We start from the raw sequence: 19,925 nt of genomic DNA, 5'->3' as shown, positions 1-19,925 counted from the left end.
GACTTGCCGGCCGTGGATGGTGGCGGACGGGGCCCGATCGGCCTAGGTGATCCGCCACCCCGTGAGCGCTTCTCACGCGACCCTCGCCCATGACCGCCGTCGCGGCGGGTGCGATCGTCGCCCGGGCGGTGCTCAAGCCAGGACGCCCGGGACCGGATGACACCCATCATCGCGATCGACACCCTGTCGAAGACTTACGCCTCGGGTCACGCCGCGCTCAAGCGCGTCGACCTGACGGTCCGCCAGGGCGAGATCTTCGCCCTGCTCGGACCGAACGGCGCCGGCAAGACCACCCTCATCAGCATCATCTGCGGTATCGTCACGCCGAGCACCGGCACGGTGACGGTCGGCGGGCACGACATCCTGACGGCACCCCGGGCCGCGCGGCGGCTGATCGGCCTGGTGCCCCAGGAGCTCACCGCCGACGCCTTCGAGACCGTGTGGGCGACCGTGAGCTTCAGCCGCGGGCTGTTCGGCCTGAAGCCGGATCCGGGCCATATCGAGCGGGTGCTGCGCGACCTCTCGTTGTGGGAGAAGCGCGACGCCAAGATCATGACCCTGTCGGGGGGCATGAAGCGCCGGGTGCTCATCGCCAAGGCGCTGGCGCACGAGCCGCGCATCCTCTTCCTCGACGAGCCGACCGCGGGCGTCGACGTAGCGCTCCGCCAGGACATGTGGCGCCTGGTGCGCCGCCTGCGCGACCAGGGGGTCACGGTGATCCTCACCACCCACTACATCGAGGAGGCCGAGGAGATGGCCGACCGGGTGGGGGTGATCGCCAAGGGCGAGATCGTGCTGGTCGAGGACAAGGCCGAGCTGATGCGCAAGCTCGGCCGCAAGGAGCTGACACTGCAGCTCCACGACCTACTCTCCACCCTGCCGCCGAGCCTCGCCGGGCACGCCCTCGCCCTGTCGGAGGACGGGACGACCCTGACCTACACCTACGACGCCAAGGCAGAGCGCACCGGCATCACCGGGCTGCTGACCGACCTCGCCGCCGCCGGCATCCGCTTCCGCGATCTCCAGACCCGGCAAAGCTCGCTCGAGGACATCTTCGTCGATCTCGTGAGGGACCGCGCATGAACTGGCCCGCCATCCGCGCCATCTACGGCTTCGAGATGCACCGCGCCTTCCGCACGCTGCTTCAGAGCATCGTCGCTCCGGTGATCTCGACCTCGCTCTACTTCGTGGTGTTCGGCGCCGCGATCGGTGGGCGGATCACCTCGGTCGACGGCGTGCCCTACGGCGCCTTCATCGTGCCAGGGCTGATCATGCTCACGCTGCTCACGCAGAGCATCGCCAACGCCTCCTTCGGCATCTACTTCCCGCGCTTCTCCGGCACCATCTACGAGATCCTGTCGGCGCCGATCTCGGCGGTGGAGATCGTCGCCGGCTATGTCGGGGCGGCGGCGACCAAGTCGATCATGCTCGGGCTCATCATCCTGGCGACCTCGTCGCTGTTCGTGCCGCTGCGGATCGAGCACCCCTTCGTGATGGTGCTGTTCCTGGTCCTCACCGCCGTCACCTTCAGCCTGTTCGGCTTCGTGATCGGCCTGTGGGCGGACGGGTTCGAGAAGCTGCAACTGGTGCCGCTCCTCATCGTCACGCCGCTGACCTTCCTGGGGGGCAGCTTCTACTCGATCGACATGCTGCCCCCGGTGTGGCGGAATGTCAGCCTGCTCAATCCCGTCGTCTACCTGATCAGCGGCTTCCGCTGGAGCTTCTACGGCCATTCCGACGTCAATCCGGCGGTGAGCCTCGGCATGGCTTTGGTGTTCCTGGTCGCCTGCCTCGCGGCAGTGGCCTGGATCTTCCGCACCGGATACCGGCTCAAGAGCTAACCAGCCGCGGCAAGCGGAGCCGGACTGGCCCGGCTCTTGCGGAGGTGAGCAGGCCCCCACGGAGCCTGCCGCCATGCCCCGCCCCTTCGGTCTCCCGGTCGCCCTCGCCGCACTCCTCGTCGCGGCTCCGTCAGCCCGGGCCGAGTCGGTCCTGCGCATCGGCATGACCGCCGCCGACGTGCCGACCACCACCGGCATGCCGAATAACGGCTTCGAGGGGATGCGCTTCCTCGGCTATCCGGTCTTCGAGGGGCTGGTCTTGTGGGACCTCTCGCGCATCGACCGGCCGGCGGGGTTGCGGCCGGGCCTGGCGGAACGCTGGGAGCAGGCGCCCGACGACCCCAAGACCTGGATCTTCCACCTGCGCCCGGGCGTGCGCTTCCACGACGGCACGCCCTTCGATGCCGATGCGGTGGTCTGGAACCTCGACCGCTACTTCAAGGCCGACAGCCCGCAATACGAGCCGCCGGCGGCCGGCATCACCCGGGCGCGGGCGCCGCTTCTGGCAGGCTACCGCAAGATCGACGACCGCACGGTGGCGATCACCGGGTCGGCGCCGGCCTCGTACTTTCCCTACATGGTGGTCTACCTGCTCTTCACCTCGCCGGCCTCGTTCGAGCGGGCGGGGCGGGACTGGGCCAAGGTCGGGATGCTGCCGGCCGCCGGCACCGGGCCGTTCCGCATCACGGGGGTGCGGCCGCGCGAGGCGGTCGATCTTGCCCGCAACGCGGAATACTGGGACGCCGACAGCCGCGCCAAGGTCGACCGGGTGCGGCTGATGCCGATCCCCGAGGCCAATGCCCGCATCGCGGCGCTCCGCGCCGGCCAGGTCGACTGGATCGAGGCGCCGGCGCCGGACGGCCTCGCCTCCCTGCGCCAGGCGGGGTTCGTCATCACGACCGGCTCCTACCCGCATGTCTGGCCGTGGTTCTACAATATCGGCGCCGCAAACAGCCCGCTGAAGGACGTGCGGGTGCGCCAGGCGCTCAATTACTGCGTCGACCGGGAGGGGCTGGTGACCTTCCTGAACGGCACCGCCGAGCCGGCCGTCGGCTGGCTGAAGCCCTCCGACCCGAATTTCGGCGCGCCGCAGAACCGCTACCGCCTCGATCCGGAGAAGGGCAGGGCGCTGCTGGCCGCGGCCGGCGTCACCGACAAGACGCCGCTCGCGCTCAAGGTGATGATCTCGACCTCGGGCTCGGGCCAGATGCAGCCGCTGCCGATGAACGAGTTCCTGCAGGAGAACCTGAAGCAGACCTGCAACGTCGACGTGACCTTCAACGTGGTCGAGTGGCAGGTGCTGCTCAATGCCGGGCGGGCGGCGCCGGATTCGCCCTCGCTCCAGGGCGCCAACGCGCTCAACGTCTCGTCGCCCTCGTCCGACGTCGCCGTGATGGCGCGCTACTTCGCCTCCGCCAACGTCTCGCCGAAAGGCTTCAACTTCCCGCAATGGAAGGACGACCGCTTCGACGCGGCCCTGTCGGAACTCGCCGGGGCGACCGATCCGGAGGCGATCGCCCGGGCGACGCGGGCGGCGCATGAGCGACTCGTCGATGATCCGCCTTGGCTGTATATCGTCCATGATCTCAACCCCAGGGCGATGTCGCCGCGGGTGAAGGGGTTCGTCTCGCCCCAATCCTGGTTCGTCGACCTGACCCGGATCAGCGTGCAGTGAGGAGCGTTCCCGTGACAGATTTGACCGAGCGTCCCGCCCGAGACCTCGCCCGCGCCATCGCCTCCCGGGAGGTCTCGCCGGTCGAGGCCGTCGAGGCGCATCTCGACCGGATCGCGCGGCTGGAGCCGAAGCTTCAGGCCTTCGTCGAGGTCTACGCCGACGACGCGCGGCTCGCCGCCGAGGGCGCCGACCGGATGATCCGCGCCGGCCACGCCGTCGGTCCGCTGCACGGCGTACCGGTCGCGCTGAAGGACCTGATCGACCTCGAGGGCCGGATCACGACCGGCGGCTCGGCGCACTTCCGCGTGCGGCGCGCCACCGAGACTGCCACCATCGCCCGGCGGATGCTGGCGCAGGGCATGATCGTGCTCGGCAAGACCCACACGGTCGAGTTCGCCTATGGCGGCTGGGGCACCAACCAGCACATGGGCACGCCCTGGAACCCCTGGGATCGCGCGACGCCCCGCACCCCGGGCGGCTCGTCGAGCGGCTCGGGCGTCGCGGTGGCGGCCCGGATGGCGCCGTGGGCGATCGGTACCGATACCGGCGGCTCGGTGCGGCTGCCGGCCTCGTTCTGCGGGCTGACCGGCCTCAAGGTCACGATCGGCCGGGTCAGCACCGCCGGTATCGTGCCGCTGAGCACGACGCTCGACACGCCGGGACCGATGGCGCGCAGCGTCGAGGACGTGGCGCTGCTCTACACGATCCTCTCTGGGCCCGACCCGCGCGATCCCAACACGCGGGGCATCGTGCCGGAGGACCCGATGCCGGCGCTGCACCGCGGGGTGCGGGCCTTGCGCCTCGCCCGGATGCCGGCGGCGGAGCGGGACGGCGTCTCGCCTGAGATGCTGGACGCCTACGACGCCTCCCTCGACCAACTCGCCCGGCTCGGCGCCGAGATCGTCGACGTCGCGCTGCCGTTCCGCTTCGCCGACCTCGTCACCGCCTCGGCGATCGTGCAGGCGGAGTGCTACTTCTTCAACGGCACCCTGTCGGAGGATCGGGCCTCGCGTCTCGACGAGGATGTCCGCCTGCGTACCCTGGCCGGCGCCGGGGTGAGCGCGCAGGATTACCTGCGCACCCGCCGGCTACAGGCCGAGATGAAGGCCGCCTATGCCCGGGCGATGGACGGCATCGACGCGCTCCTGACCCCGACCACCGAGACCGCGGCGATCCCCCTCGATGCCGTCGACCAGGCGGTGATGCCGTCGCGCTTCACCCGCTTCGGCAACCTGCTCGAACTCTGCGCCCTGGCGCTGCCGAACGGGTTCACGGCGGGCGGGCTGCCGCTCTCGCTGCAGATCGTCTGCCGCGGCTACGACGAGGCGACGGCGCTTCGGGTCGGGCAGGCGTATCAGGAAGCGACCGAATGGCATTGGCGGGCCCCGGCCCTGTAAGGCGCGTCGGCGTGCGGCGGAGCTTCGCCCGGACCGTGTCAGTCCGGGGCCGCGCAGGGGAGCCCGGACTCCAGACACTCAGGTGGGAGAGCGTCACGCGGGGCGCTGTCCGCTTTGTCCTGACGCACTCGCTTTTCACGATTCCGGGCTCCGCTGTCGCGGCTCCGGAATGACGCCGAGGATATCGAGACGGCCGGGCGGATCGGACTGGTGTTCCAGCGTTCGGAACGAGAGCGCACAAGACGACGCCCCCGGACGGGATCCGTCCGGGGGCGCACACGTCACTACGGCAACCTGTATCCTGGCAAGCCTGTCGCCGCTCAGCCCCGCCGCATCGCCTGCGCATCCGGCAGCGGCTGGCGCTTGGCCCGGGCCACAGCCTGGAGCGGATCGGGGCGCGGGGTGACCGCGTCGAGGATGTCGCGGCCGAGCGCCTGGGCGAGGCAGGCATAGCCCTGGTCGCCCATGTGGAAGTTGTCGGAGGACAGCATGCCGGCGAGCAGGGCGGGATCCTGCCGGTTCCAGTCCTTCATCAAGGCGTAGCGCGAGAAGACCGGCACCTCGGCCCCCGCCGCGACCGCGGCGACGAGGCCGACGAAGCGCTCGTAGCGGGCATGGTCGGGGATTGCCGGGTAGTATTGCTGGTCGAGGATGATGAGGTCGCTGCCGGCGGCGCGGACCAGGGCGACGCCATGCTCGAGCCGGCGGCGGAAGGCGGCCTCGTCGCCGCCGGTGATCGCGTCGTTGGTGCCGACCTGCCAGATCACCAGATCGGGCTTGACCGGCTGCTTCAGGGCCTCGGCGAGGCGCACCAGCGTCTGGTCGGCGGTCTCGCCGCCGATCCCGGCATTGGTCACGCCGACCGGGGTGCCGCGCCAAGCCGTGCGCAGGGACTGCTCCAGCAGGTGCGGATAGGTCCGGTCCGGCGCGGAGGCGCCGATGCCCTCGGTCGAGGACGAGCCGATGGCGAGCACCTGCACCGGTTCGCGCCGCGCCACATGGGCCTCGGTCAGGCTCAGGCTCATCCGCTCCGCCGCCGGCGGCAGCGGGGCCGGGCACGCCACCGCGGAAAAGGCCGCAGCGACGTGACCGGCGACGACGGCCGCCGACAGGCAGGCCAGCCGGCCCAAGCGAAACCGGAGCATCATGGCTGTTCCCAGGAAGGGGAGAGCGGACCGAATCAGTCCGTAGTCGCCAAGTAACATGCGTGTGACAGCCGATCCAGCCGAAATCGAAGCTGAGCCAAGTCGAGTCCCCAGGCTCTGTTCGGCTGGTCAGCGAAACCGGACGGGATCGCGGCAAACTGCGCAGGTTCGGCTCACCGGGGATTAAGCGTGAGCCTGGCTTGCCAGGGTCGGACGAGATCAGAGGCCGACCTCAGGCCGCTTCGGCACCGAGCTTCTCCTTGCGCGAAGCATTGGCCTTGTGAAGCGTCCGGACCGGATCGCCGAAATGGCGCTCCAGCTCGGCGAGGGCCGGCTCGATCGCGCCGCGCTCGATCAGGTCGACGAGGAGCTGATGCTCGTCGATCAGCGCCGCGTTCTCGCGGTAGCCGCCCATCAGCATCTGCAGGCACAGCCGGGTCTCGGCCTGGAGCGTGGCGAAGCTGCGGGTCAGGCGTTCGCTGCCGGCCTCGTCGACGATCCGACGATGGAACTGCATGTCGAGGTCGGCGACCTGCGGCCAGTCCTTGCGGCGCACCGCGGCCTTCATCTGGCGCACGATGGCCGCGAGGTCACGCACCACGCCGCCGCGCTCGGGCGTCTCGAGGATGCGCCGCATCGCGACGAGTTCGAGGGAGCGGCGCACGAAATAGATGTCGATGAGATCGGAGGGCGCGAGCTCGGGCACGAACACGCCGCGATGCGGCTCGCTGCGCAGCAGGCCTTCCTGGATCAGGCGCTGCAGCGCCTCCCGCACCGGCCCGCGGCTGACCCCGAAGGTCGAGGCCAGCTCCATCTCGTTGAGCTGCGCGCCGAGCGGATAGGTCCCGTCGAGGATCGAGGCCCGGATCTGTTCGGCGATCTGGCCGGACAGGGTGGTGCGGGGCAGCCTCTTGGTCGCCGCGGCCTTCGCGCTCGTGTCGTTCCGGCTCGCCATCGCGCTCACGCCCCGCCCATGATCTGACAACAATCCTAATGCAGGACATCCTGCAGACGATAATACGCGCCGACGAAGGGAAGGAACCAGGGCGGGCCGAAATGCCCGGGGATGGCTTTCCAGTCCCAGCCCGCGAAGGGGTTGCGCTCGCTGCGCCCCTCCAGCACGTCGGCCATCACCTGCCCCATATGGGTCGCCATCTGGGTGCCGTGGCCGCTATAGCCCATCGCGTAGTACAGCCCGTCGCGCGCCCCCGCCCGCGGCAGGCGATCGGCGGTCATGTCGACGACGCCGCCCCAGCAATAGTCGATCCGGGCCCGGGCGAGCTCCGGGAAGACCTGGTCGAGGGCGCGGCGCAGCACCCGGCCGCTCTTCTCGTCCGAGAGCGGGTTCGAGACCGCGAACCGCGCCCGGCCGCCGAACAGCAGGCGGTCGTCCGGCGTGACCCGGAAATAGCACCCGACATTCTTCGAGTTGGTCGCCATGCGGCGGGTCGGCATCAGCCGGTCGAGCACGTCGCGCGGCAGCGGCTCGGTGACGATCACGAACGAGCCGACCGGCACGATGCGGCGGCGGAACCAGCCGAGCGGCCCGACCATCGAGGCGCCCGTCGCCATCAGCACCTGATCGGCGGTCAGCGTGCCGCGGGCCGTGGTGACCTCGTGGGCAGTCCCCTCCAACCGCCGGAGGCCGGTGACGGGGGCGTGCTCGAACACGGCGGCGCCATGCCCGGCCGCCGCCCGGGCCAGCCCGCGGGCGAACTTGCCGACATGCATCCCGCCGCTCTTCGGATAGACCAGGCCGCCGTAGAACGCGTCCGACCCGATCTCCTGCCGGATCTCGCGGCCGGGAACGAAGCGGGCCTCCGGGTCGGCCCGGCGCGACACCGCCTCGAGGGTGCGCTGCAGCTTGTCGACGTGCTCGGGCTTGGCCGCCAGCTTGATCTTGCCGGTGCGGCGGAAATCGCAGTCGATCCCCTCCTCGCGGATCAGCCGCTCGACGCTGTCCACCGCCGCGTCGTAGGCGTGGTAGAGCGCCGCCGCCCGCTCCTCGCCGAACCGGCCGACGATCGCGCGGTAATCCGACGCGAAGCCGTTGTTGCACTGGCCGCCGTTGCGGCCCGAAGCGGCGCTGCCGACGCCGTCCGCCTCCAGCACCGCCACCTTGGCGCCGCGCTTCGCCAGCGCGAGCGCCGCCGAGAGGCCGGTGAAGCCGCCCCCCACCACCGCGACGTCGAACCGTCCCTCCGCCGGGCCGGGGCTGCCGGCCGCGAACGGCGGCGCGGTCTCGAGCCAGTAGGATGCGAGCTTCATCGGTGACGACCCGTGACGGATGGGAAAGGCCGGGGGAATGCCCCGCGGCGTCGGGCCATCATCATTCTTATCGTATGATTGTCAACAATGATGCGGATGGGAAGCGTCCCCGTCACGAGGGCAGCCGGGGGCTTTGGGTCATCGGCGGCTCGAAAAAGGTGCGGGTCTTCTCCTCTCCCGGCGAGAAATCGGGGCGAGACGAGGACCCGAGCCTCTTCTTGACCCCGACTGTCCCCGGACAGCCCCGGGCGTGGGGGCGAGAGGAGGGAATCCGCGCTCGTCCGGCTTCCCCGCCAGTCCCGCCGCGGGCGGGGCGAGCGAAACCCCGTCCTGTCCGCCACCTCCCCCCCGCCACACCCGCTCGAAACCCTGAATCACCCTCACCCCTCGTCCGGAATTTCCATGTCCAGGAGGGCCGCGCTCAGGCCCTTGCCGTGCGCATCGAGCGCCAAGGAGCGGGTGACCCCGCCGCCGAGCGCCTCGCCCAGCACGAAGTTGAGGGCGCCGAGGCGGGGCAGGGCGTAGCGGGTCACCGTGCCGGTGCAGATCCCGGCGAAATGGGCTCGCACCCGCTCGGCCGTCACGTGGCGTTCGAGGCGCGGATAATCGGCCGGGTCGTGCGCGATCAGCGAGATGTTGGCGGTGTTGCCCTTGTCGCCGGTCCGGGAATGGGCGAGCGCGCGCAGCTTCATCGTCGTCTCCCTCATGCCTCGATCATCCGCACGCTCGGCCGGGCGAGCGCTGCCGGCACCAGCACCGAGAGCACGCCCACCACCTCGCGGGCCGACTTCCAGGCGCCGCCGCCGCCGGCCGGGCCGTTGGTGTAGAGCGTCTCGACCTCGTTGCCGATCCGCGCCGCCTCGCCGAGGCTGTCGCAGCGCCCGGCGACGCGAAGGCGGACCTCGTAGGGCTCGGCCTCGCCCGCCAGGCGGGCGCCGTGCAGCGAATCGACCCCGATCAGATCGAAGCGCAGCTCGCTCGTCCGCACGCCGGTGATCGCCAGGCGCTCGCGCACGATGGCGAGGGCGAGGCGGCCGCGCGCCGCGGCGCCGGGCCCCGCATAGGAGATCTGGCCCTCGCCGACATAGGAATCGATCAGCCCGACCGAGACCTTGAGGAGCCCGGTCGCAGGCAGGCCGCGCCCGCCCGTCACCCGCACCCGGTCGGGGCCGACGGCCTCCATGGTCACTTCGGAGAAATCCGCCACCACGTCGGGCTGCAGGTAGCGGGCGGGGTCATGCACCTCGTAGAGCAGTTGCTCCTTGCAGGTCGCCAGCGTCACCTGCCCGCCGGATCCCGGCACCTTGGTGATCTCGATCCCGCCGTCCTCGTCGACGATGCCGATGGGAAAGCCGAGGCGGGCGAGGCCCGTCACGTCCTTCACCCCCGGATCGGCGAAGTAGCCGCCGGTGACCTGGCCGGCGCATTCGAGGAGATGTCCGGCCAGCGTTCCGCGACCGAGCCGGTCCCAGTCGTCGAGCGCCCAGCCGAAGGCGTGGATCAGCGGTGCCAGGAACAGGGCCGGATCGCCGACACGGCCGGTGATGACGACGTCGGCGCCTTGCGCCAGCGCCTCGGCGATGGGACCTGCCCCGAGATAGGCGTTGGCCGAGATCACCCGGTTGCCGAGATCGCGCACCCGGCCGCCCGTCTCCAGGATCTCGTAATCGCCGGCCCCGACCGCCTCCAGCACGTCGTCGCCGGTCACCGCCGCGACCTTCAGCCCCGCGAGCCCGAGGTCGCGGGCGATCGACCGGGTCCTCTCGGCGGCCGCCAGCGGGTTGGCGGCCCCCATGTTGGTGACGATGCGGGTGCCGTGGCGCCGGCACGGTTCCAGCACCGCCCGCATCCGGGCCTCCAGCAGCGGGTCGTAGCCGGCGGCGGGATCGCGCAGGCGGGCTTGCTGGGCGAGCGCGATGGTGCGCTCGGCCAGGCACTCGAAGACGAGGTAGTCGAGGGCGCCGTGCTCGGCGAGCTCGAGGGCGGGCTCGATCCGGTCGCCGGCATAGCCGGCCCCGGCGCCCAGGCGGAGTGTCCTCATGCGAGATCCCCTGTCGGTCAGAGCGGGAACACCCCGAAGGCGACGGCCGCGAAGGTCATCACCACGGAGGCCGCGAGCAGGAACGGGAAGGTGAATTTCTGGTGGTCGGCGAGGTCGATGCCGCACAGGCCGCAGACCAGGAAGGTCGCCGGGGTCAGCGGGCTCACCGGAAAGCCGGTCGTCATCTGGCCGAGCAGGGCGCCTTGCGCGACCTGGAGCGGCGGCACGCCGAGCTGATGGGCGACCTCGGCCACCACCGGCAGCACGCCGAAATAGAACGAATCGGGGTCGAACAGCATGCTGAGCGGCATCGAGACGAGGCCGAGGGTGAAGGGGATGTGCGGGGCGAGACCCGGCGGCACGACCGCCACCGCGCTCTGCGCCATCGCCTCCAGCATGCCGGTGCCCTGCATGATGCCGGTGAACACGCCCGCCGCCAGCAGGATCGACGCCATCAGGATGGCGGCCTTGGCGTGGGCGTCGATGCGCTGGCGCTGCGCGTCGACGCTCGGGTAGTTGATGATCAGCGCCAGTGCCGTACCGAGCATGAACATCAAGGCCGGCGGGATTTTTTCGGCCATCAGCACCATCGTGCCGAGCACCGCGACCGTGAGGATGAGGTTCGGCCAGAACCGGTCCGGCCGCCGCAAGGCCCGCTCGGCGTCGCTCAGCGCGCGTGCGCCGGCCGCGGCGGCCTCCACGGCTCCGGCGCGCGCGTGCTTCAGCCGGCGCTCCTCGCGCGCGCCCAGCCAGTACGAGACGGCGAAGATGAAGGCGAGGCCGACCGCCTGCACCGGCACCAGCGGCGTGAAGATGTCGGGGATCGGCAGCTTGAGCGCGGCGGACGCCCGGATCATCGGTCCGGTCCAGGGCAGGAAGTTCACGCCCGCCGCCAGCGAGGCCGCGCAGGCGAGGATCCGCCGGTCGATGCCGACCCGGTCGTAGAGCGGCAGCATCGCCGGGATGGTGATCAGGAAGGTGACGGCGCCCGAGCCGTCGAGATGGATCAGCAGCGCGAGCAGCGTCGTGCCGGGTACGATCCGGCTCGGGCGCGTGCCGACAGTGGCGAGGATCCGGTCGATGATCGGGTCGAGGAGGCCCGCGTCGCTGACGATCCCGAAGAACAGGATCGCGAACACGAACATGCCGACGACCGGCGCCAGGCTCTGGATGCCGGCGAGCACGAACTTGCCGGTCTCGAGCCCGAACCCGCCGACGAGGGCGGCGGCGACCGGGATCACGATCAGCGCCACGAGCGGCGACAGGCGCTTGGTCAGAATGGCGGCGAGCAGCAGCGCGATGGTGCACAGGCCGAGCAGGGCCAGCATCGCTTACCTCCCAGGGTTCGGCGCTCGGGGAGCGGCGCCGTTGATGACCGGGAAATCACAACCCAGGGTCGGCAATCCGTCCATTGAAAAGATCCGATCGCCTCGATAGCGTTTCGTGATGGATCTCAACCTTCGCCAGGTCCGCGCCTTCGTGTCGGTGGCGCATCTGCGCAGCTTCACCCGTGCCGCCGCGCTCCTGAACCTGTCGCAGCCGGCGCTCACGGTGCAGATCCGCCGGCTGGAGGAGGCGCTGGCCGTGCGCCTCCTCGACCGCAACAGCCGCAGCGTCGAACCGACCCGGGTCGGGCGCGAGCTGCTGCCGGTGTTCCAGCGCGTGCTGCGCGAGCTCGACAGCGTGGTGATCGACACCCGCGACCTCGCGGCGCGCCGCCACGGCACGGTGCGGATCGCGGCCCTGCCCTCGGTGGCGGCGGGCCTGCTGCCGGACGCGATCGCAGCCTTCCGGGCGGCGCATCCGCGGATGAGCTTCGTCGTCAAGGACGCGATCGCCGAGCGGGTGCTCGCCCTGGTGCGCCGCGAGGAGGTCGATCTCGGGATCACCGGCGGGGTGGTACGCGATCCGGACGTGGCGGTGCTGGCCCGCGCCGCCGACGCCCTGCATGTGGTTTATCCGGACGGCCATCCGATCGGCGCGGTGGAAGCGGTGACGCTGGAGGCCCTCGCCGCGCACCCGCTGGTGCTGATGGATGCCGAGACCAGCGTGCGCGCGGTGGTCGACGCCGCCTTCGTGGCCGCCGGTCGGCTGCCGGTGACGGCCTGCGAGGCGACCTACATGATGACGGCGGTCGGGATGGTGCGGGCCGGGCTCGGCCTCACCATCCTGCCGGGCTCCGCCCGCGAGATCCGGGCCGAGCCGGACTTGCGCTCTCGCCCGATCGCCGAGGCGAGCTTCTCCCGGCCCGTGTGCCTGATCGCGAAGGCGGGGCGGACGCTCCCGGCGGCGGCAGAGGATTTTCTGGGGGAGCTGGTGCCGGCCCTGGAGGCGGCGTTCTCTCTGCCGACGTGAGCCGTGGACCCGACTCGCACGTCGAAATCCCTCCGCGTCACGGATGGATGGCCGTGGTTGCGCAAGGCGGTGCGCGCGTCGGCTCCGGGCCAGGCGGCTCATAAGCCGTCCTATACGCGGCATCGGTCTCGGCGCGGCGGCGGGTTATCGAGAGGTCCGCACAAGCCTGCCCACGTGAGGTCCAAGCTCCCGACATCCCGGTTAGCCCGGTTATCCCGGGCTCCGCTGCGCAGTCCTCGGATGACCTGCCGGGTCGGCAAGAGGCATGCCGACGTTCGCGTCGTACGTCGTCACGCACACGATCGCGTCGCGCGGCCGGTCAGTCCCCACCCGGTCGCTCCCCCCAGGACCGCCAGCACCTCGCCGAAAGGCACCGGCCGCCCGAGCAGGAAGCCTTGCGCCCCGGTGCAGCCCGCCTGCCGCAGGGCGTCGAGCTGCGCGTCGGTCTCGACGCCCTTCGCGGCGACCTCCAGGCCCAGCGCCGTGGCGAGGGCGACGATCGCCGGCACCAGACCGGCGGCTCCGGGCTCGGCCGTAAGGGTCCGGTCGAGCTTGATCCGCCCGAACGGCAGGTGGCGCAGGGCGCCGAGCGAGGAGGCGCCCGCGCCGAAATCGTCGAAGGCGAGCCCGACGCCCAGGGCGGCGAGGTCGGCCAGCCGCCCTCCGGCGGACCCGATCGCCGCCTCGGCGATGTCGAGCTCGAGCCGCTCTGCCGCCGCACCGCTCGCTGCGAGGGCGAACCGGACCGTGGCCGGAAGGTCCGGATGGCGCAGCTGCGCACCGGCGACGTTCACCACCACCCGGATCCCCGGTGGCAGCGCCTGCGCGTCGCGCAGGGCGGTCTGCAGCACCCAATCGCCGATCGGCACGACCAGGCCGGTCTCCTCGGCGAGCGGCAGGAAGCGTGCCGGCGCCAGCGGGCCGCGGGCCGGATGGTCCCAGCGCAGCAGCGCCTCGACCGCCGCGATCCGCCCTCCGGCCAGGTCGAAGACCGGTTGGTAATGCAGGGAGAACTCGCCGCGCTGGAGCGCCAGGCGCAGGTCGAGCTCGAGGCGCCGGCGCTCCTCCGCCGCCCGGTCCATCGCCGCGGCGAAGTAGCGGTAGGTGTTGCGGCCCTCCGATTTCGCCCGGTAGAGCGCAAGGTCGGCCCGCTTGAGAAGGGTGTCGCTGTCCAGCCCGTGCTCCGGCGCGAAGGCGATGCCGATGCTGACGCCGATCGTCGCTTCCTGCCCGCCGAGATCGACCGGCTCGCGCAACGCCGCGACCAGCCGCTCCGCCGTGGCGGCGGCTCCGGGCGGATCGGCGTCCCCGCCGAGCAGGATCGCGAACTCGTCGCCGCCGAGGCGCGCCGGCAGATCCTCCTGCCGCAACGAGGCGCGGATCCGCTCCGCCACCTCGCGCAACAGCGCGTCGCCGGCGAGATGGCCGAGCGTGTCGTTGACCGCCTTGAAGGCGTCGAGGTCGAGGCAGAGGAGCCCGCAGGTCCCGCCGTGGCGCCGCAGGCCGGCGAGGCGCTGGTCGAGGCTGTCGCGGAACAGGGCCCGGTTCGGCAGCCCGGTCAGGGGATCGTGCCGGGCGAAGTGGGCGGCCTGCGCCTCCGCCGCCTTGCGGGCGGTGATGTCGGTATAGGTGCGTACCGCGCCCCCGATCGGCAGCGGCACCGTGCGGATCTCCAGCACCGTACCGTTCGGCCGCTCGCGCTCGTAGGTATGGGGATGGGTGGTGAGCGGCCCGTGGGCGACCTGGTCGCGCAAGACGGCGTCGCAGCGCGCGAAATCGTCCTTGGCAACTTGGTGGCGGCGCACCGCGTCGAAGGTGGGCTCGGACTGCATCAGCGCGCGCGGCAGATCGAGCAGAGCGAGGGCGCGCTCGTTGCAGACCCGCACGATCCCGGCCTCGTCGACCATGATCAATCCCTGGTCCATATGGGCCAGGGTGGCATCGAGCAGGGCGGTGCTGGCGCGCAGGCGGGCGGCGCTGGCCTCCAGCTCGGCTTCGGCCCGGGCCATCTCGGTGACGTCCTGCACGCTGCCGAACAGGGCGACGGCCGTGCCCGCCTCGTCCACCTGGCAGATGCCGCGGGAGACGACGATCCGCTCCTCGCCGTCCCGCCGCACGAGCCGTGCCTTGAACTGGAAGCCGGTCCGGCGTTCCCCGGCCTCCGCGACCAAGGCCGCGACCCGTTCCCGATCCTCGGGATGGTAATGCGACAAGGCCTCCGCGACATCCGCAGCCGGGTCTCCCGGCGCCCGCCCGTGGATCCGGCAGACCTCGTCCGACCAGGAGGTGGCGCCGGTGGCGAGGTCGACCCGCCAATGGCCGATGCGCCCCATCTGCTCGGCAAGCATCAGGTTGCCGTTGGCGCGCGACAGCGCCTCCTCGCTCGCACGCCGACGCCGCGCCTCCGCCTCGCTGGCGACCCGGGCCTCGTAGTGCCGCAATTGCGCCACCACGACCTCGGTCAGGTCGGAGAGCTGCGCCGCTTCGTCCGGCGAGAGCCGACGCGGGACGGTGTCGCCGAGGCAGAGGGTGCCGAGCGGCAGGCCCGGCCGCAGCACCAGCGGCGCGCCAGCATAGAACCGCACCGCCGACGGCCCGGTCACCAGGGCGACGCTCCGGAAGCGCGGATCGGCGGCCGCATCTTCGACCAACAGGGGGGCGTCGCTCAGGATGGCGTGGTTGCAGAAGGCCGCGTCCCGTCCGGTCGCGCCGAAGGTGATGCCCGACGAGGCCTTGCACCACAGCCGGTCGGCATCGACGAGGGAGATCCAGGCATAGGGCACCTGGAACAGCCCCCGAGCGAGGCGGCAGACCGCGTCGAAATGATCCTCCGGCGGCGTGTCGAGGATGCCGAGGGCGCGCAGGTCGGCGAGGCGCTCGGCCTCGCGCTCAGGACGAAGATGCACCGCCACGCTCCTCGAACGGTCCCTGTCGGTCAGCCCGTCGCCGGATCGCGAGCCGTGAGCCTTTACAGAGCGGCGAAAAGCTTGATGTTGTGTTAACGGCCGATGATCTTTGCCGCCATTACCGACTATCGTGCAGGCATCCATGATGATGGCCGTACGATGTCCGTCACATCGCAGCGCCGGGACGGCAATCGCCGCAAGTTGATCCCGGGCGTGATTGGACGGCCGAACGTCTCCGCCCGTCGCGGCTCGCCGATGTCCTCAGGGGAGCCGCGACGATACTCTGGGGAGGTTTCTGCATGGGAAGTGGGCCGTCAGGCGGTCAGGGCCCGGCTGATCACGATGCGCTGGACGTCGCTGGTGCCCTCGTAGATCTGGCATACCCGCACGTCGCGATAGATCTGTTCGACAGGGTAATCGGCAAGGTAGCCGTAGCCGCCGTGAATCTGGATCGCGTCGGAGCAGACCGCCTCCGCCATCTCGGAGCTGAAGAGCTTCGCCATCGCCGCCTCCTTCAGGCAGGGCCGGCCGGCATCGCGCAGGCGCGCGGCGTTCAGCACCAAGAGCCGCGCGGCCTCGATCCGCGTCGCCATGTCGGCGAGACGGAAGGCCACCGCCTGGTGCCCCGTCAGCGCCCGGCCGAAGGTCTCGCGCGCGCCGGCATAGGCCAGGGCCGCCTCGAACGCGGCCCGCGCCATGCCGACGGCCTGAGCGGCGATGCCGATGCGCCCGCCCTCAAGGTTGGCCAGCGCGATCTTCAGGCCCTCGCCCTCCTGGCCGAGCATCAGGTCGGGGGTGAGCTCCATGTCCTCGAACACGATCTGGGCGGTGTCCGAGGCCCTTTGGCCGAGCTTGTGCTCGATGCGCGCCACCTTGTATCCGGCGGTCGTGGTCGGCACAATGAAGGCCGAGATCCCGCGCTTGCCCGCCTCCGGATCGGTCACCGCGAACACGATGGCGAGATCGGCATTCGCCCCCGAGGTGATGAACTGCTTGGTGCCCGACAGAACCCAGGCATTGCCGGAGTGCCGCGCCCGGGTCTTGAGGGCCGCGGCGTCGGAGCCGGCGCCCGGCTCGGTCAGGCAGAAGGCGGCGAGCTGCTCGCCGCGGGCGAGCGGCCCGAGGAAACGCTGCTTCTGCTCGGTGCTGCCGAATTTCAGGATCGGCATGCAGCCCACCGAATTGTGCACGCTCATCACCGTCGAGACCGCGCCGTCGCCCGCCGCCACCTCCTCGATGGCGAGCGCGTACGCCACGTGGTCAGCGGCGGCCCCGCCATGCTCCTCGGGCACCAGCATGCCCATGAAGCCGAGCGCGCCCATCTCGGCGATCGCCTCGCGGGGGAAGCGCGCCTCCCGGTCCCATTCGGCCGAGAACGGCTTCAGCCGCTCTTGCGCGAAGCTGCGGGCGGTGTCGCGGATCAGGATCTGGTCGTCGCTCAGCATCGCGCCGTCCCCCATGTTGACCTTGGAATGTACGTCTCGACTTGCTCTACTTGGACTGCATGCGCAGGGCGCCGTCGAGGCGGATGACCTCGCCGTTGAGCATCGGGTTGTCGATGATCGCCATCGCAAGCTTGGCGTATTCGTCCGGCCTGCCCAGGCGGGAGGGGAACGGCACCGCGGCGCCGAGCGAATCCTGCACCTCCTGCGGCAGGCCGCGCAGCATCGGCGTCTCGAAGATGCCGGGCGCGATGGCGCAGACGCGGATGCCCGCCGGCGCGAATTCCCGCGCCGCCGGCAGGGTCAGGCCGACGATGCCGGCCTTCGACGAGGCGTAGGCCGCCTGGCCCACCTGGCCCTCATAGGCGGCGACGGAGGCGGTGGAGATGATGACGCCGCGCTCCCCGCCCTCCAGGGGATCGAGGGCCAGGGCGCCGGCGGCAACCAGGCGCATCAGGTTGAAGCTGCCGATCAGGTTGATCTGGATCACCGTCGCGTAGGCCGCGAGGTCGAGGGGGCCGTTGCGGCCGACGATCCGGCCGGCCGTCGCGACGCCGGCGCAGTTGACCAGGATGCGGGCGGGCCCGTGCGCCTCGGCCGCCCGGGCGACCGCTGCTTCCGCGCTGCCCGCATCGGCAACGTCACAGGCGAGGGCGAGCCCGCCGATCCCGGCGGCGACCTCCGCGGCGGCGGCCTCGTTCAGGTCGAGGAGCGCCACCCGCGCCCCCGCCGCCGCCAGCGCCCGCCCGGTCGCTGCGCCCAGGCCCGAACCGCCGCCCGTGACGATGGCCGCTACGCCGTTGACGTTCATCCGCGTCCTCCCCGACCTCGTTGCGCCCGTCCGTCGGACGGGCGTCGAACCGTCCGCAGACCGGCCCATGGTGAAGGGCGGGTTGGTCTGCTACGCGGTCCGTCATTGGTCCCAATCGCTATGGGGCCGACCCGTCATCGTCAAGGCGCGCCGGCCAGGCCATGGCCGGCGCCGGGCGATGCGCGGCGGAAGGGGAGAACGGCACATGACTCCGTCGCGGACGGCCGGACCCGGAGGGCCCCTCGCGGGCCTGCGCGTCGTCGAGTTCGCCGGGATCGGCCCCGGTCCCTTCGCGGCGATGCTGCTCGCCGACATGGGCGCGGATCTCGTCAGGCTCGACCGTCCCGGCGGCGCCGATCCCTACTCGAAGAACGTGGTGTCGCGCGGCCGGCCGACCGTGACCGTCGACCTGAAGGACCCGGCCGACCTCGCGGGTGCCCTCGCGCTACTCGATCGGGCGGATGCGCTGATCGAGGGGTTCCGGCCCGGCGTGATGGAGCGGCTCGGCCTCGGGCCGGATACCGTGCTCGCTCGCAACCCCCGCCTCGTCTACGGACGCATGACCGGCTGGGGCCAGGATGGCCCGCTGGCGAAATCCGCCGGGCACGACATCACCTACATGGCGGTCACCGGCGCGCTCGCGGCAATCGGCCCCGCGGACCATCCGGTACCGCCGCTCAATCTCGTCGGCGATTACGGCGGCGGGGCGCTCTACCTCGTGACCGGGATACTGGCCGGCCTGCTCTCGGCCGGCCGTACCGGGTGCGGGCAGGTCGTCGACGCGGCGATCTGCGACGGCGCCGCCTCGCTGATGGCGATGTTCTCGGAGTTGGCTTCGCAAGGGCGCTGGAGCGATCGGCGGGAAGCCAACCTCCTCGATGGTGGCGCGCCCTGGTACCGCACCTATCGGTGCGCCGACGGCGAGCACGTCGCCATCGGGCCGCTGGAACCCCAGTTCTACGCCTTGTTCCGCCGCCTCACCGGCCTCGATTCCGACCCGGATTTCGACCGCCGCGACGATCCGGCGGTCTGGCCTGTGCTGCGGCGCAAGCTCGAGGCGCTGTTCCTCGGCAAGAGCCGGGACGAGTGGTGTCGGCTGCTCGAAGGCACCGATGCCTGCCTCGCCCCGGTCCTCACGCTCGGCGAGGCCGCGCTCCATCCGCATCTCACCGCGCGAGGGACCTTCGTCACGATCGACGGCACGGTTCAGCCCGCACCGGCACCCCGCTTCTCCGAAACGGCCTCGGCGATCCGTCCCGTCTCCGGTCCGCTCACGCTCGCCGACGCCGTCCGGCGCTGGAGCGGGGAGGGGGCTTTTCGAAGCTGAGCCGGAAAACGGGTGTTGACGGGCCGAAATCGGGGGCCTATACAACCACCCATCGGCGCCGGCCGCGACAGCGGACCGGGCGCTGAACTATCTCTTCGACAGTCTGGGCCAGCGAGCCTGACCTTGGTCAGGCGCTGGTCCTGTCGTCGCCGATGATACCCCGGTCTCGGCCGGAACGCTCTTTGACAAGTGCATACGAGAAAGAGAAGCGTGGACGGCGTCGTCCCTGCGGACCGGGCCTTCGGGTCTGGTCGTGAGTAGGATGATGCTGGTCTGACGTTTCGGTGCTCACACGATCAGGCGGAAACGCCGGTCGGTTGTGAGCCTCCGTTTATGTTGTGATCAGCTTTGATCAGCTCTTCAACTTGAGAGTTTGATCCTGGCTCAGAGCGAACGCTGGCGGCAGGCTTAACACATGCAAGTCGAGCGGGCCCTTCGGGGTCAGCGGCAGACGGGTGAGTAACGCGTGGGAACGTGCCCTTCGGTTCGGAATAACTCAGGGAAACTTGAGCTAATACCGGATACGCCCTTATGGGGAAAGGCTTGACTGCCGAAGGATCGGCCCGCGTCTGATTAGCTAGTTGGTGAGGTTATGGCTCACCAAGGCGACGATCAGTAGCTGGTCTGAGAGGATGATCAGCCACACTGGGACTGAGACACGGCCCAGACTCCTACGGGAGGCAGCAGTGGGGAATATTGGACAATGGGGGCAACCCT

15 protein-coding genes and 1 rRNA gene are annotated in these 19,925 nt (G+C 70.8%); 7 read left to right on the top strand and 9 right to left on the bottom strand.

The annotated features are described in order from the left end of the window. The first annotated feature begins 156 nt into the window (after positions 1-156). From FF100_RS20420 to FF100_RS20405, 4 genes are all read left to right on the top strand, one after another. Positions 157-1,083 carry an ABC transporter ATP-binding protein gene (locus FF100_RS20420; RefSeq protein WP_139037584.1) on the top strand — a complete coding sequence of 309 codons (927 nt, stop codon included), beginning with the start codon at positions 157-159 and terminating at the stop codon, positions 1,081-1,083. Beyond that, a complete protein-coding gene (locus FF100_RS20415) occupies positions 1,080-1,841 on the top strand; it encodes an ABC transporter permease (RefSeq protein ID WP_139037583.1) in 762 nt (253 codons plus the stop codon). The genes FF100_RS20420 and FF100_RS20415 overlap by 4 nt, the downstream gene beginning before the upstream one ends. Before the next feature lie 73 nt (positions 1,842-1,914). Continuing rightward, positions 1,915-3,516 carry an ABC transporter substrate-binding protein gene (locus tag FF100_RS20410; protein WP_139037582.1) on the top strand — a complete coding sequence of 534 codons (1,602 nt, stop codon included), beginning with the start codon at positions 1,915-1,917 and terminating at the stop codon, positions 3,514-3,516. 11 nt (positions 3,517-3,527) lie between these two features. Next, positions 3,528-4,913 (top strand): amidase, encoded by a 1,386-nt coding sequence (locus FF100_RS20405; protein WP_171070272.1) that lies wholly within the window; start codon positions 3,528-3,530, stop codon positions 4,911-4,913. Positions 4,914-5,233: 320 nt separating this feature from the next. Here the strand turns inward: FF100_RS20405 and FF100_RS20400 are convergent, their stop codons facing one another. From FF100_RS20400 to FF100_RS20375, 6 genes are all read right to left on the bottom strand, one after another. Beyond that, complete coding sequence (locus tag FF100_RS20400; RefSeq protein WP_171070271.1) at positions 5,234-6,061, bottom strand: SGNH/GDSL hydrolase family protein; 828 nt, start codon at positions 6,059-6,061, stop codon at positions 5,234-5,236. Positions 6,062-6,290: 229 nt separating this feature from the next. Continuing rightward, positions 6,291-7,013: a GntR family transcriptional regulator gene (locus FF100_RS20395; protein ID WP_139037579.1), complete on the bottom strand. Its 723-nt coding sequence runs from the start codon at positions 7,011-7,013 to the stop codon at positions 6,291-6,293. Between the two features lie 35 nt (positions 7,014-7,048). Beyond that, positions 7,049-8,326, bottom strand: a complete 1,278-nt coding sequence (locus FF100_RS20390; protein WP_139037578.1) for an NAD(P)/FAD-dependent oxidoreductase — start codon at positions 8,324-8,326, stop codon at positions 7,049-7,051. A 380-nt stretch (positions 8,327-8,706) separates the two neighbouring features. After that, on the bottom strand, positions 8,707-9,018 hold the full coding sequence (locus tag FF100_RS20385; RefSeq protein WP_139037735.1) for an AtuA-related protein: 312 nt from the start codon (positions 9,016-9,018) through the stop codon (positions 8,707-8,709). Between the two features lie 11 nt (positions 9,019-9,029). Then, positions 9,030-10,367: an acyclic terpene utilization AtuA family protein gene (locus FF100_RS20380; protein WP_139037577.1), complete on the bottom strand. Its 1,338-nt coding sequence runs from the start codon at positions 10,365-10,367 to the stop codon at positions 9,030-9,032. 17 nt (positions 10,368-10,384) lie between these two features. Continuing rightward, positions 10,385-11,695, bottom strand: coding sequence for a CitMHS family transporter (locus tag FF100_RS20375; protein ID WP_139037576.1), 1,311 nt, complete (start codon positions 11,693-11,695; stop codon positions 10,385-10,387). 118 nt (positions 11,696-11,813) lie between these two features. Here FF100_RS20375 and FF100_RS20370 point away from each other — a divergent pair, with 118 nt between their 5' ends. Next, positions 11,814-12,722, top strand: a complete 909-nt coding sequence (locus FF100_RS20370) for a LysR family transcriptional regulator (protein ID WP_139037575.1) — start codon at positions 11,814-11,816, stop codon at positions 12,720-12,722. 290 nt (positions 12,723-13,012) lie between these two features. On the opposite strand, the gene FF100_RS20365 is transcribed toward FF100_RS20370, so the two are convergent. From FF100_RS20365 to FF100_RS20355, 3 genes are all read right to left on the bottom strand, one after another. Beyond that, the gene (locus FF100_RS20365; RefSeq protein WP_171070270.1) at positions 13,013-15,628 is read right to left on the bottom strand and encodes a sensor domain-containing phosphodiesterase; all 2,616 of its coding nucleotides are present in this window, start codon (positions 15,626-15,628) and stop codon (positions 13,013-13,015) included. A gap of 314 nt (positions 15,629-15,942) precedes the next feature. Continuing rightward, complete coding sequence (locus FF100_RS20360; RefSeq protein WP_139037573.1) at positions 15,943-17,073, bottom strand: acyl-CoA dehydrogenase family protein; 1,131 nt, start codon at positions 17,071-17,073, stop codon at positions 15,943-15,945. 46 nt (positions 17,074-17,119) lie between these two features. After that, a complete protein-coding gene (locus tag FF100_RS20355) occupies positions 17,120-17,881 on the bottom strand; it encodes an SDR family NAD(P)-dependent oxidoreductase (RefSeq protein WP_139037572.1) in 762 nt (253 codons plus the stop codon). A 205-nt stretch (positions 17,882-18,086) separates the two neighbouring features. Between FF100_RS20355 and FF100_RS20350 the strand changes: the two genes are divergently transcribed. Beyond that, complete coding sequence (locus FF100_RS20350; RefSeq protein ID WP_139037571.1) at positions 18,087-19,208, top strand: CaiB/BaiF CoA transferase family protein; 1,122 nt, start codon at positions 18,087-18,089, stop codon at positions 19,206-19,208. Positions 19,209-19,569: 361 nt separating this feature from the next. Continuing rightward, a 16S ribosomal RNA gene (locus FF100_RS20345) occupies positions 19,570-19,925 on the top strand; the annotation flags it as partial.

The organism is Methylobacterium terricola (assembly GCF_006151805.1).
Taxonomy (GTDB): domain Bacteria; phylum Pseudomonadota; class Alphaproteobacteria; order Rhizobiales; family Beijerinckiaceae; genus Methylobacterium; species Methylobacterium terricola.
This window is presented reverse-complemented; position numbering and strand designations above follow the sequence as displayed.